The organism is Bdellovibrio sp. GT3 (assembly GCF_037996765.1).
In the GTDB taxonomy this organism is placed as follows: Bacteria; Bdellovibrionota; Bdellovibrionia; order Bdellovibrionales; family Bdellovibrionaceae; genus Bdellovibrio.
The window spans coordinates 611,939-624,628 of the sequence record NZ_JBBNAD010000004.1; the positions used below are offsets into that span (position 1 = coordinate 611,939).

The 12,690-nt window shown below is 47.2% G+C and carries 15 protein-coding genes; 9 read left to right on the forward strand and 6 right to left on the reverse strand.

What is annotated here, in order from left to right:
• The first annotated feature begins 17 nt into the window (after nucleotides 1–17).
• The 4 genes from AAAA73_RS04530 to AAAA73_RS04545 are packed head-to-tail and all read left to right on the forward strand — an operon-like array spanning nucleotide 18 to nucleotide 3,116.
• A complete protein-coding gene (locus tag AAAA73_RS04530; protein ID WP_340596988.1) occupies nucleotides 18–932 on the forward strand; it encodes a tRNA threonylcarbamoyladenosine dehydratase in 915 nt (304 codons plus the stop codon).
• Nucleotides 932–1,063: a hypothetical protein gene (locus AAAA73_RS04535; RefSeq protein ID WP_340596989.1), complete on the forward strand. Its 132-nt coding sequence runs from the start codon at nucleotides 932–934 to the stop codon at nucleotides 1,061–1,063. Before AAAA73_RS04530 ends, AAAA73_RS04535 begins: the two co-directional genes overlap by 1 nt.
• Nucleotides 1,038–2,090 carry a class I SAM-dependent methyltransferase gene (locus tag AAAA73_RS04540; RefSeq protein ID WP_340596990.1) on the forward strand — a complete coding sequence of 351 codons (1,053 nt, stop codon included), beginning with the start codon at nucleotides 1,038–1,040 and terminating at the stop codon, nucleotides 2,088–2,090. The genes AAAA73_RS04535 and AAAA73_RS04540 overlap by 26 nt, the downstream gene beginning before the upstream one ends.
• Before the next feature lie 54 nt (nucleotides 2,091–2,144).
• Complete coding sequence (locus AAAA73_RS04545; RefSeq protein ID WP_340596991.1) at nucleotides 2,145–3,116, forward strand: deoxyhypusine synthase family protein; 972 nt, start codon at nucleotides 2,145–2,147, stop codon at nucleotides 3,114–3,116.
• Between the two features lie 184 nt (nucleotides 3,117–3,300).
• Here AAAA73_RS04545 and AAAA73_RS04550 read toward each other — a convergent pair whose 3' ends face one another.
• Nucleotides 3,301–3,789, reverse strand: a complete 489-nt coding sequence (locus tag AAAA73_RS04550; RefSeq protein WP_340596992.1) for an SRPBCC family protein — start codon at nucleotides 3,787–3,789, stop codon at nucleotides 3,301–3,303.
• Between the two features lie 96 nt (nucleotides 3,790–3,885).
• On the opposite strand from AAAA73_RS04550, the gene AAAA73_RS04555 reads away from it, so the two are divergent.
• Entirely contained in the window at nucleotides 3,886–4,254 is a 369-nt protein-coding gene (locus tag AAAA73_RS04555; RefSeq protein ID WP_340596993.1) for a DUF4180 domain-containing protein, read from the forward strand.
• A 44-nt stretch (nucleotides 4,255–4,298) separates the two neighbouring features.
• On the opposite strand, the gene AAAA73_RS04560 is transcribed toward AAAA73_RS04555, so the two are convergent.
• The gene (locus tag AAAA73_RS04560; RefSeq protein WP_340596994.1) at nucleotides 4,299–5,147 is read right to left on the reverse strand and encodes an SDR family oxidoreductase; all 849 of its coding nucleotides are present in this window, start codon (nucleotides 5,145–5,147) and stop codon (nucleotides 4,299–4,301) included.
• Nucleotides 5,148–5,233: 86 nt separating this feature from the next.
• Between AAAA73_RS04560 and AAAA73_RS04565 the strand changes: the two genes are divergently transcribed.
• Complete coding sequence (locus AAAA73_RS04565) at nucleotides 5,234–5,419, forward strand: winged helix-turn-helix transcriptional regulator (protein WP_340596995.1); 186 nt, start codon at nucleotides 5,234–5,236, stop codon at nucleotides 5,417–5,419.
• Between the two features lie 52 nt (nucleotides 5,420–5,471).
• On the opposite strand, the gene AAAA73_RS04570 is transcribed toward AAAA73_RS04565, so the two are convergent.
• From AAAA73_RS04570 to AAAA73_RS04585, 4 genes are all read right to left on the reverse strand, one after another.
• On the reverse strand, nucleotides 5,472–5,918 hold the full coding sequence (locus AAAA73_RS04570) for a hypothetical protein (RefSeq protein WP_340596996.1): 447 nt from the start codon (nucleotides 5,916–5,918) through the stop codon (nucleotides 5,472–5,474).
• Entirely contained in the window at nucleotides 5,902–7,131 is a 1,230-nt protein-coding gene (gene pgaC, locus AAAA73_RS04575) for a poly-beta-1,6-N-acetyl-D-glucosamine synthase (RefSeq protein WP_340596997.1), read from the reverse strand. Before pgaC ends, AAAA73_RS04570 begins: the two co-directional genes overlap by 17 nt.
• Complete coding sequence (gene pgaB / locus AAAA73_RS04580) at nucleotides 7,128–8,780, reverse strand: poly-beta-1,6-N-acetyl-D-glucosamine N-deacetylase PgaB (RefSeq protein ID WP_340596998.1); 1,653 nt, start codon at nucleotides 8,778–8,780, stop codon at nucleotides 7,128–7,130. The genes pgaC and pgaB overlap by 4 nt, the downstream gene beginning before the upstream one ends.
• Before the next feature lie 209 nt (nucleotides 8,781–8,989).
• A complete protein-coding gene (locus AAAA73_RS04585) occupies nucleotides 8,990–9,877 on the reverse strand; it encodes a lytic murein transglycosylase (protein WP_340596999.1) in 888 nt (295 codons plus the stop codon).
• 145 nt (nucleotides 9,878–10,022) lie between these two features.
• Between AAAA73_RS04585 and fucP the strand changes: the two genes are divergently transcribed.
• The 3 genes from fucP to AAAA73_RS04600 all read left to right on the forward strand — a co-directional run bounded on the left by fucP (nucleotide 10,023) and on the right by AAAA73_RS04600 (nucleotide 12,592).
• On the forward strand, nucleotides 10,023–11,276 hold the full coding sequence (gene fucP, locus AAAA73_RS04590; RefSeq protein WP_340597000.1) for an L-fucose:H+ symporter permease: 1,254 nt from the start codon (nucleotides 10,023–10,025) through the stop codon (nucleotides 11,274–11,276).
• 83 nt (nucleotides 11,277–11,359) lie between these two features.
• On the forward strand, nucleotides 11,360–11,791 hold the full coding sequence (locus tag AAAA73_RS04595; RefSeq protein WP_340597001.1) for a hypothetical protein: 432 nt from the start codon (nucleotides 11,360–11,362) through the stop codon (nucleotides 11,789–11,791).
• Nucleotides 11,792–11,797: 6 nt separating this feature from the next.
• Nucleotides 11,798–12,592 (forward strand): MOSC domain-containing protein, encoded by a 795-nt coding sequence (locus AAAA73_RS04600; RefSeq protein WP_340597002.1) that lies wholly within the window; start codon nucleotides 11,798–11,800, stop codon nucleotides 12,590–12,592.
• Nucleotides 12,593–12,690 lie beyond the last annotated feature (98 nt).

A 12,690-nucleotide genomic window follows, 5' to 3' on the forward strand; every position in this document is an offset into this window, starting at 1 on the left:
TTTTGGGGGCAGGATAAATGGATACTACTGAATCACAAACACCGACAGCACCAACACTGAACCAAAACCCGCAACAACCGCCGGAAACGGAATACGTTCTGCACCGTCGTTTTGATCGCATGGGCCGTTTGGTGGGCGATGCGACGATGAAAAAACTGATGAACACCCACGTGATGGTGGTGGGCATTGGTGGCGTTGGATCTTGGGCGGCAGAGTCCCTGGCACGTTCAGGTGTGGGTCACATCACGGTTGTTGATTTCGACGAAGTTTGTATCACCAACACCAATCGTCAGTTGCACGCGGTACAAGGCATGGTCGGCAAGAAAAAAGCCGAAGTCATGGGCGAGCGCCTGCGCAAAATCAATCCGCAGATGAAAGTCACCGTGATTCCTGAATTTTACAACGCTGATAATTCAGATCGCATGTTGGCGGATAAACCTGATTTCTTGATCGATGCTATCGATAATCTGACAGCGAAAGCGCACTTGCTTGCGACTTGCGTAAAAGAAAATATCAAAGTGATCACGTCAGCGGGGTCAGCGGCAAAAATGGATCCACTACGCATTCAGAAAAAAGATCTGGGTGTTACGCATACGTGTCCATTGGCGCATCAGCTGCGTAAAATTCTTCGTCAAAAATATGACTTCCCGGAAAAAGAATTCGGTATTCCTTGCGTGTTCTCTGATGAACCCGTGATGATGCCCGAGGAGCTGACTTACGATAAAGGCATGGGCTTTAAATGTGTGTGCCCTAAGACCAATGATTTCCATGGTTGCGATAACCGCAATATGATTTACGGGTCTGCAAGTTACATCACAGGGGCTTTTGGTCTGGTGATGGCATCACACATCGTGAATGAAGTACGCACGGCAGTGAGCAGTGCTGTGGCGCCGGTCGGCGCGGAAGCTGAAGCAACTAAAGGAGTTCAGTAATGATCGTAGCAATGTGGTTTACCATGGTAGGACTTGTGATCGTTGCGGGCTTGGTGCTGCTGGGTTTAACATTTAGAAATTGGGCACAACAAAAGAAGGTGACCAATGCAACGGAAGCATCTCAAAAATAAGCTCAAGCTGGGCTATTCCTTAGCCCGCTCCGCGCACTTCACCGCGCAACAGTTCACTTTGCCTTTGCTTGAAGCTCTTGTGACCAGATCCATGAAAGATCGCCCGTCGCTAGAGCTTAAGAACATCAAAAAGTCCTATAAAGAACTTTATAATCTGCTTAAAAAAGACACCGACAATATCGATAAGGGACTGTACCCAATCGAGGTCCTTTATCCCGAAAACTTTGCAAAGCACGCGCTTCGTTATCCAAAGATCTTAGTCGATGGACTGCATATTTCCCGCCGCCGGCACGAACACGACGCCAAAGAATTCAATCAAGAAGCCCGCGAATACCTGGCGGACTTGCCCGAATACTATCAGCGCAATTTTCACTATCAAAGTGGCGGTTACTTAACTGAAAAATCCGCGGAACTTTACGAACATCAAGTTGAAATCTTATTTGCTGGTGCTGCTGATGCCATGAGACGGCTGATCATTCCTTTGGCCAAAGATGTTTTTCTAAACGAAGGCGAAGGACTTAGATTTTTAGAAGTGGGCGCGGGAACGGGGCGCTTGACGCGGTTTATGAAGCTCGCCTTTCCAAAAGCCCACATTACGGTTTTGGATTTAAGCGAGCCCTATTTGAAGCAAGCCCGCAAAAACTTAATCAATTTTCGCGGAATGGATTTTGTTCAAGGCGCAGCGGAAGAACTGCCTTTTAAAGATGCACATTTTGACTTCGTCTATTCTTGCTTCTTATTTCACGAACTTCCGCAGGAAGTCAGGGAAGCGGCGGTTCTGGAGGGCTTGCGCGTCCTGAAAACGGGTGGATTTTATGGCCTGGTCGACTCTGTGCAAAAGGGGGAGACAGAGGGGTTGGATTGGGCCCTGGAGCAGTTTCCCCGGGACTTTCACGAGCCGTTCTATAAGAACTACAGCCAAAACCCCGTTGAGGATTTGTTAAAAGCCGTGGGCTTTTCAGACCTACGAAAAGACACGGGATTTTTCAGTAAGGCTGTTCTTGCACAAAAGCCATTCTCTGCTTGAGTTTTGCCCTAAACATGCTACTTTTGCGCCTCTTCGCATTAACAGGAGCATGTAATGGGACCGATTTCCAAATTTATCGAGCATCACTATCGTCATTTCAACGCCGCTGCACTTAAAGACGCAGCTGTTGGTTATAAAAAACACATCGATAACAAAGGCCAAATGCTTGTGACACTTGCAGGTGCAATGTCCACGGCTGAATTGGGTCTTTCTTTGGCTGAAATGATCCGCCAAGGTAAAGTTCATGCGATCTCTTGCACAGGTGCGAACCTTGAAGAAGACGTGTTCAACTTGGTTGCTCACGATCACTACGTGCGCATCCCGAACTACCGTGATTTGACTCCGGCTGATGAACAAAAACTTTTGGAAAAACATTTGAACCGCGTAACTGACACTTGCATCCCTGAAGAGGAAGCAATCCGTCGTATCGAAAACGTAGTTCTTGAATACTGGCAAGATGCTGACCAAAAAGGTGAGTCTTACTTCCCACACGAATTCATGTACAAAATCCTTCTTTCCGGGAAATTGAATCAGTACTTCCAAATCGATCCAAAAAATTCTTGGTTGTTGGCTGCTGCTGAAAAAAATCTTCCAATGGTTGTTCCAGGTTGGGAAGACTCCACTTTGGGTAACATCTTCACTGGTCACATCATCAAAGGTGACATCAAAAAATCGACTACTGTTAAAGGTGGTATCGAATACATGAAAACTTGGGCTGAGTGGTATATGTCAGCTTCAAGAAAAGCTCCAGTAGGCTTCTTCCAAATCGGTGGTGGTATCGCTGGTGACTTCCCAATTTGCGTAGTTCCAATGTTGGAACAAGACTTGGGTCACGAAGACATTCCTCTATGGAGCTACTTCGCGCAAATTTCTGACTCTACTACTTCTTACGGTTCGTACTCTGGTGCGATCCCGAACGAGAAAATCACTTGGGGTAAACTAGCTCCAACGACTCCTTCGTACATCGTTGAGTCCGATGCAACTATCGTTGCACCGTTGATCTTCTCTTACGTACTAGGCCTATAGTCTTTCGCCTTGCATCCGAACCATTTTGACCGCTCTTGGTTTTGTGGTTCGAAATTAAAACCCCAGCTGGTGAGGCTGGGGTTTTTTATTTTGTGCATTGCCGCACCCGTAGCGGGTGTGCGTTTGGCAATTTAGGACGCATTTATTGGGTAGCTTCGGCGGATGTGGCCGCCTATTGGCGGTGCTAACGCAGGCTTTTCATCAGCTTTTCCAATTGATCGGCGCAGATGCCCCAGCCTTGGTGAAAGCCCATGTCTTCGTGTTTTTTGCGATCGGTTTCATCCCGGTGCATGGCGATCGCTGTGTATTTGGTTTTTCCGCCACCAGCTGCTTCCATCATTATCGTCGCTGTGAAGTGAAGATCTGCACCTGATACGATATTCTCTACCGGTCGGAAATCCGGCAGCAGACAATCCGTCCAAGTCAGTTTCTTGTTTGGAATCACTTCCAAGAAACAACCCGCATTCGGAAACTTTTCTCCTTCAGGGGACTGCATCACGGTTTTAAAAATACCACCCGGGCGAAGATCCACTTCTGCCTCAGTCACTTTCCAAGGTTCCGGGCAAAACCATTTGCAGAGTAACTCTGGCGTGGTCCAGCCTTTCCATGATTCTTCAGGGGTTATGTCCAAAGTGCGTTCAAGTACCAAATCCAGTTTCGGGTTGATTTTCATGGTGGCTCCTAAATTGGTGTTGCGAGTTTCCTTTGAAAGCTTAAAATGATTTTTACAAGTGCGCGAGAAAATAATCGAATCTTCAGGACGGTCTTCATGAACTTTCAAATGCATCAAAAAGGAAATCAGAAAATTGCAGAGGTTGTTGGGGAAGGTTTATTCATCAGCTCTGCGGCCGACGCCTTTCAGGCGATGATGGACATTTCCTATGAAGCTGGCGTGAAGAAGATGGTTTTTCATCAAGCTAATATGGGTCCTGATTTCTTTGATCTTAAAACAAAAGTTCTGGGCGAGCTGATGCAAAAGGCTGTCAATTATCAAATTCAGGTGGCCTTTGTCGGGAGTTTTTCGAAGATGGAAAGCAAAAGTCTTAAAGATCTAATCTACGAAAGTAACAAAGGCCATCAGCAATTCTTCGCCGAAGACCTTGAAACGGCGTTGGAGCTATTGGCCACTCACGAGTAAGTTCTTATATCGCCACCGCCGTTTGGCGGTGGCTTTGATAGGTGCTATAGTGCTTTCTTGATTGCGGATTCCAAGGTTGTTAATGGACGACCAATCAGGTTCTTCAAGTCAGGGCTTTTCGTGAAGAGTTCCCCTTTGGAGATTCCAACATCAGAGTCAGCCAATGCTTCGGCGAATTGAGTTGGCAAACCGAAACTCATCAACAGTTTCGTGTATTCACCTGCGGGCATATTTTTGTATTCAATTTTTTTGCCGCTTACTTTTGAAACCAGCGCTGCGTATTCCTGCATGGTCATAACATCACCACCCAGTTCGTAAACTGATTTACCGGATGCTTTGTCTGTAATAACAGTCGCGGCAGCTGCGGCGTAGTCCGAACGGGTGGCTGGGTTGAATTTTCCTTCACCTGCGCTGCCGACAACGGCGCCATTTTGCAATGCGCCCGCAAGCTGTTCGGTGTAGTTTTCTATGTACCAGCCATTTCTTAAGAACGCATAAGGAATGCCGGAATCCTTGATCATCTTTTCGGTAAGTTGGTGTTCCTTCGCCAACAGCAGGTGACTGCTGTCTGCATTTAGAATGCTTGTGTAAGCAATAAATTTAACTCCGGCCGACTGGGCCGCTTTCAAAATATTCGTGTGCTGAGCGACTCGTTGGCCCACTTCGCTGCCAGAAATAAACAACAATTTCTCAACGCCCTGAAGAGCCTTGGTCAATAGTTCTGTATTTCCGTAATCAGCTTCGCGAACTTCGATTCCTTTTGAGACAAGGTCCTGGGCTTTGCCTTTGTTTCTGACGATGCCTACAATTTGATTGGCCTTATTGCCTTTGTTCAATAGTTCATCGATGGCCAGTTTACCCAAATGTCCAGTGGCTCCTGTTACTGCGATCATAAATTCTCCTGTTCTTTAGGTCCCGAAAAACGTATCCATGCCCGGTTTTAACGACGATGGAAATCATCGGTGGGAAGTGGAAGCCGATGATTTTGTTTAATCTGCTTTCTGGCACAAAACGTTTCAACGAATTGCAAAGACTGGCGGGGAATCCCTCAGCTCGTGTACTGACTTTACAACTTCGTGAACTTGAAGACGACAAGATTATCAAACGGCATGTCTATGATCAGATACCACCACGTGTAGTATTCTTTGACAAAGAAAGGCCATAGCCTGCATCAGGTATTGGAAACCATGGCAGCGTGTGGCGCTGCCAATACTTAATTAGAAACCTTGGGAAAGAAGAGCCAACGCTGGCTCTTCTGATTTTTGAGGAGCGACAGTCACATGCATAGTCTGATTTTCTGAATGCAACACAGTAGCCACTTCATTACGAGCAACCACGTGGCAATTTAATCCTGTAGCTGGGAAGTGCAGATCGACCACTTTACCGGATTGAGCCAATGCCAAAGCCGCATCAGACCACTGAACCGCATGCTCGCAAGGAATGGTTTTCTTAACAGGTTTGTAGTTGGAGAAACGAACGACAATCAACATGCCGACGAAGATGCAAACTGCAAACAGGGGAGATAGCGAAATCAACGTCAGGTGATTCATGATGTTTTGAGATTCCTCTTTGTTAAAGAAGAAATCAAAAATTGCCAAACTGCTGCCGACAATGAAAACCACCCAAAGTGCCAGGGTGCTTGTTGTTTCAATTATTTTTCGCATAAGTAACTCCACCGCGGTCAGGACTCACCCAAGAACTAAATTGGCGTTTAGGGCCAAATAGAACTTTCGGGATTGCCACGAATAACACAAAACTATTAATCATCCAATAAGCAAACGGATACCAGATCGCCACGAAACCAAGTCTTGAATCGCGCTCGTAACGACCATGCAGGAACATACCGACCACGAACTGTGTGAAGCTCATGATCCCAGTCAAAAGAATGGCGTAGCTCAAATTCATTTCATGAAGATTGGTACCAAAGATTGCGAAGGCAATTGTCACCGGCAACATGAAAGCCCATAGGACTGAGAATACGTATTCCAACAGAATCAAACGAAGACCGGTGTCGCGACCATTCAGAACGGAACGACCGTGCTTCAACATGACCTCGAATCCACCTTGAGCCCAACGCAGGCGTTGCTTCCAAAGACCTTTCAAAGTGTCTGGCATAAGAACGTCACACTTGGCTTTCGGTTCATACTTAAGAGCCCAGCCCGAGGTTTGCAGCTTCCAACTGATACCCACGTCTTCTGTCACTGTATCCGTGTCCCAGTAGCCGACACTTTCAACTGCTGACTTGCGGAACATCACCAATACACCTGATAGCGCAAACAAGCGGCCAAGAGATTGGTGATAACGTTTGATCATGCCGACCAAAGCTGAAAATTCCCCGACCTGAAGTCGGCCCACTAAAGTACCGCGGTTTTTAACGCGGGGATTGCCCGTAACACCAGCCACTTCGGGATTTGCAAAATGCTCCATCATGATTCTTGGGGCATCCGCCTCAAGTTCGGAATCGGCATCCAGACAAAGAATGAATTCATGACGACTGGCCATAGTGCCTAAAGTCAGTGCAGCCGCTTTACCGCGGTTTTGCACCAGATTGATGACACGCATATTGGGACGTGTGATTGCCAGTTTTTCCAATACGGCCTGGGTTTTGTCACGGCTGCCATCATTGATGGCGATAATTTCGCATTGATCCACTGGCAAAATATCCAAAGAACGGATGGTGGCCTCGGCGGTTTTTTCCTCGTTATAGCAAGGAATCAAAATCGTGTAGCGCTGTTCTGAAAACTCCGTCAAAGTCTGACGTTTGCGTTCACGCTTAAAGTAAAAAACCAAAGCTCCCATGATCCAAATCAACGGCAGCACAAACGGGGTTGTCAGGAATAGGAATTTAAAAATGGCGGGCAGATATGATAAAATCATTTCGCCTCTCCGCGTGGATGTTGGGGAATTGTTGGCAGGACCGAGAACAAGTTCTTGAAATCCTCGTCCGGTGTGTACCCTTTAAAGTTCACATCAAAAAACAAATTCAAATATCCCTGAGCAATCAGGTGAGAGGCGTCGTGCTTGTAGTCCTTCGGCAGAGCTACAATCAATTTTGCCGGATTGCCAGGCAGGGACTGGTCTTTCTCAAGTTGTTGCGGAGTGATCAATGCGAAATCAAACATCGCCGGATCCACGTTTTTTTGACCGATCAGTCCAAATTGCAGTTGTGGGCGGATGGATCGTGCGGCTTCAATCAAAGCGGCGAAAGGAATCGTCTTCAGATCGTCCTTGGCAGACACTTCAAAAAAGATTCCGTCGAAATCCGTGTATTTAGCAAGATCGCGGATCGCGCCTTTGGCTGCTTCCGTGTCTTTGATGAATGAGCGTGGCAGGTGAGCATAGGTGTACAGAACCTGCGCGCGGTTCTTGATGGTGTGAGCGGCCCGGCTTAAGTAGTCGCCGCGAACTTTTAGATGAGTCGTTACAAAATAAGCCTCACCGGAATCAGACACTGCTTGAATCATGGCGGCGTTGGGTCCCAAAGCGATGGTGTCTTCCAGAAGATCCCCAAGGCCTTTTTCTGTTTCGCCTTCGGTTTTTTTCCAAAGACTGTCCAAATCAACGCGAATCATGCGCAGCGGGGCTTTGTCGACGAAGGCGTGTTCCAAGGCTGTCGCAAATTTCGAGATGTCCATGTTGGCCAGTACCAGGCCACGGCCAATTTGGGAGATGTCGCTTGCATAGTTAAGGCCTGGACGAAGACTCATTTGAGTCGTGATGCCTGCGGCTTTCGCAGCCTGGCTGGAAAGTTCATTGTATTTGCCATAAGGCCAAACCATGACGGTGTTGTCTTTGCCCAGGTGCTTTTTAAGAACCTCGTTGTTCTTTTGGATGTCGTTCAGGATGATGCTCGAAAACTCTTCCTCGGACTGATAGGTCTTGGAGGCGAAATCGAATTTGAAGTAGCTGGCCATGGCAGCCTGATTGCCCTGCGGGTTGAAAATCTGTCCCTGATGAAGGTTGTAGGAGTGCGAAACCACCTCTACCAAACCGGATTTCATCATTTCCTTAAGCTGCTTCCAAGAGCTCATTTTAGGATTTGAATCCTTAAAACCGTAATCAGGGGCCGCGCCTTCTTCGGTCCATTTACCAACGACTGCGAAGACCGCCGGGAACTTATAAGTTTTCAGTAATGGATATACGTTGTCATGGAAAGAGCTCAAGCCATCATCGACAGTGATCAGAACCGCTTTGGGTGGAAGATTCTTTTTGCCTTGGTTGGAATCGCGAACATCCTGGAGGCTGATGACGTTGTAGTGCGCCTTTAGATATTCGAACTGTTCGACAAGGTCTTTGGTGCGAATGCTGAAGGAGTTGCCGATAAAGCCGTTGTTCACATCGTGATAGCACAAAGCCACGAAAGAGTTTGCTGGAACATCAGGAGTCAGCAGTGGAGAGTTCGGAACGAGTTCTTGTGGTTGCGCGTTCGCGAATACACCAAAGAACGCGATAAGCGATGAAAGGAGTAAAAATCGGGCTGATTTCAGCATCAATTTTGGAAGGCTCACGTCGTGGACGGAATTCATTTTATTTCACCGCTTGGGGCACTATGCACCCGTTCTATTTGTGGCAAATCTGTAATCCAAATTGGACTGGGCGTCAATGGGTCAAATAGCGGCTGCCGCGGCTCTGAAAAGAACCTCGCAAATGGGGTTGATTGTAATATCGGGAATGGCCCTAATTGCTTGCGGGAAGGGCCGGGGAATTTGGATGTGTTAAGCGGTGTGAAATAATTCTACTGGCTGGTAGAGACCTTGTCGGAGATGTTCAGGATCCCGTTCGCATAGTCCCGGCTGTTGTTATATTTCATTAGAGCCGTGATTTGAGCTTCCAGATTTTTCGCCTGCCAGCCGCTTTGCTTTAGATAGTTCGCCACAGACATGATGGCGTCGGCGGGGTTTGATAGATTTGGCGTTGCATCAGGTTTGAGCGAGGCTGAAAAGTCACGGTAGCTGGAAGGGATGAATTGCGGAAGCCCAAAAGCACCCGCATAGGAACCGCGAAGTTCCGTCAGGTTCAGGTGCTTTTTCTTACGAACCTCAGCCAGAGCTATGAGTTGCTCCTCCGCCCATTTTGATTTGCTTTCAACGCGCTTTTTCATCAAGGCCACCAATTCGGGGCGCGTATATTTTTTTACTGACTTGTTTTTAAGCAAAGCCATTTGCGTCAGGATTTTCAGGTTCTCAGGATTGCGGGATTGGATCAGATGCAGATAGACGCTAACAATGTGAAAGGAACCGGTGTCTTCGCCGTGGCGGGTTTCGATCCATAGCAGGGAGGAAACCACTTCAGCTGGAACGCCAAACTGTTGTTGGGCAGTTTTGAATGCTTCGCTGTTTTCTTTGATAAAACTTGCGGCTTTTCGAACGGCTTTAGGATCAAGCTCCGTCAGGTGAGCGCCGGAGGGAGTCAGAAAACCCAACAGGTTCAGAGAAACCACTCGGCCAAAGGATTTTGGTTCATAGTTAGTCACGGATTCTTCCGTGAAGGATTTTGAAAATCCAAAGCGAAGCATGTATTGGCGCAGCCAATCGGCGTCCTGTGCTTGCAAATCTTTGTGAGTGGGGGCGGCACTTGCTGTGCATGCCAGAACTGTGAAGATCAAAGCTAGTAATGTCCGCACTGAAAATCTCCTGACCCCTTCAGATTCCCTAAAGCTCCATCCTAGTATATTCGCATCTTGATGGCTTCCAATGAATGAAAAACGGACCTGAAGTCGCAAAGACTAAGGTCTTGTGTCCATCTACAGGCGCTGCTACGCTTTGGATATGATTTCAATGAATGAAGCCCAAAGAAAAAAAGCGCTGATCGTTGTTTCCTCCATCTTTTTTATGTGGGGATTTTTAACCTGTCTTAATGACATTCTGATTCCACACCTGAAGGGTGTTTTCTCTTTGAGTTACACCGAGAGTGCATTAATTCAATTCACGTTCTTCGGTGCCTATTTCATTATGTCGTTGCCGGCGGGAAGCCTGGTCACAAGATTAGGTTATAAAAACAGCATCTCCTTGGGGCTTTTGGTTTCCGCAGTCGGTGCCTTTATCTTTTTGCCGGCAGCCAAGATGGAATCTTATCCCTTGTTTCTGGGAGCACTTTTTGTGCTGGCATCAGGGATCACGGTTTTGCAAGTAGCTGCCAATGCCTATGTGACGTTGTTGGGAACAGAGGAGACCGCCTCCAGTCGTCTGAATCTGGCGCAGGCCTTGAATTCGTTGGGTACCACGGTTGCTCCCAAGATTGGCGGATTTTTTATTCTGTCGGCGACAGTCTTAACTGCGGATCAACTGGCAAACATGGGAGTGGCTGAGCGATTGGCTTACAAAACCGAGCAAGCACAGGCCGTTCAAGGACCTTATCTGGTGCTGGGATTAATTTTGTTGTTACTGGCCGTGGGCATGTACTTGCTGAAGCTTCCAAATTTGAAGGAGCAAAACTCCGGGGATGTGAAAAGTGAATCCACTTTCTCGCAGGCATTGAAGCACTCCAACCTGATTTTGGGCGTGATTGCACTTTTTCTGTATGTGGGAGCGGAAGTTTCGATCGGCAGTTTTTTGATCAACTTCATTTCGCAAGCGGATGTCATGGGTGTTTCTGAAAGTGCAGCGGCCGGGCTGGTTCCAATTTATTGGGGCGGAGCTTTACTGGGACGATTTGTCGGAGCCTTGCTGATGAGAAAATGGAATCCGGCAAAAATGCTGGGATTTGCGGCAACTTTTGCGGCGCTCTTGGTGTTGGCAGCGGTCTTAAGCACAGGTCACATTGCTGCTTGGCTGTTGCTTTCAGTGGGGTTGTTTAACTCGATCATGTTTCCAACGATTTTCAGTCTGGGAATCCGAGGGTTGGGTGCGGCGACGGAGAAAGCTTCAAGCCTGCTAGTCATGGCTATCGTTGGTGGTGCCATCATTCCGCTGCTTCAGGGTGTGATCGCCGATCATTGGAATTTGCATCACGCATTCCTTTTGCCGATGGTTTGTTATTTGTTCATTTGTTTTTATGGATTCAAAGAGGGAAAACGCACTTAGATTTGGGATGCGCTGCGGAACATTGTCCGAGGGATTTGGAACCAAGGTTGACTGGTGTGGTCTTGGCGCCGTCTAATATGTCCATGAGAACTATTACATCACTTTTTGTACTTGCAGCTTTGATTCCTTCCCTTTCTTTTGCAGCACGTTTGTCTGATGGAAAAGACCATCACAAATTGTCCGGCAAAAAAATCATGACTACTTTGGATAAGGGTTTTCACTTCAATACCGAAGCTCCGGCAGGACTTTACATTGATGGCGAAATGGGTGCGATTGAGCCCTCTAAAAAAACTGAAAAGTTGATTGTTTTTGATGCGTCAAAAGCCAAAGACAAAACATTCACAGTCAGTTTTTATGTTTGTGATGATGCAGAGACAGTCTGTGAGTCGCACGAAGTTGCTTTGCAGATCGTAAAGAAGAAACTGGTTCAGGTTAACAAAGAACAAGTTCCTATGGTGAAACCGGAAACGGGAGCACCTGTTCCACCTCCAGCCAACCCTAAATCTGTTCAGTAAAAAAACATGAAAGTTTCAGAGCTGAACATTTATCCATTGAAGTCGGGCAGGGCGCAGTCTTTGTCCTTGATGAATATCACCCATGAAGGTCCCGAAGGGGATCGTGAATGGATGTTGGTGGATGAAACGGGTAAATTCGTTTCACAGCGAACGCTGGCAAAGCTGGCGACTGTGAATGCAGTTTATGATCCGACGTCTTTGACTCTGGCTTTCGAAAAAATGTTTTTTAAAATCGGACGCAAAACCTCGTTCAGTCGCGAAGTGAAAGTTCAGGTCTGGAACGACTCTTTCACCGCGGCACTTGAACCCGATCTTTACTCTCAGGCATTGTCACAATATTTGGGCGTGAATGTTCGCTTGGTGCGATATGCGCCGTATTCGCAACGCCGGGTTTTATCCACCAATAAAGAATGGAAACCGGAAGTGCGTTTTGCCGATGCTCGTCCGGTGTTGTTGGTGAACACCAAAAGTCTTGAGGATCTGAACTCGCGCATGCCAGCTCCTGTGCCGATGAACCGTTTCCGTCCCAATATTGTTATTGATGGGCAGAAGGCCTATGAAGAGGACACTTGGAAGCGGATCAAGATTGGCAACGTGTATTTATCCCAGCCAAAGCTGAGTGCTCGCTGTAAGATCACCACCATCGACCAACAAAGCGGCGTCAGCCAAGGGATGGAGCCGTTGGCTACTTTGGCCAACTATCGCCGCGATACCAGCAACAGGGTGAACTTTGGAACCCTTTGGATTCCCGAAAATGACGGAACAATCCTCGTGAATGACACGCTGGAGATCATTTCCTAGTTATCGGTTTTCCTGGTTTTTTTTATCTTTCAGATAATCTTAACAATATTCAGACAATTGAATTCCCACTTCTAGGTTAAAAGGGTTGTCGTTGAAAC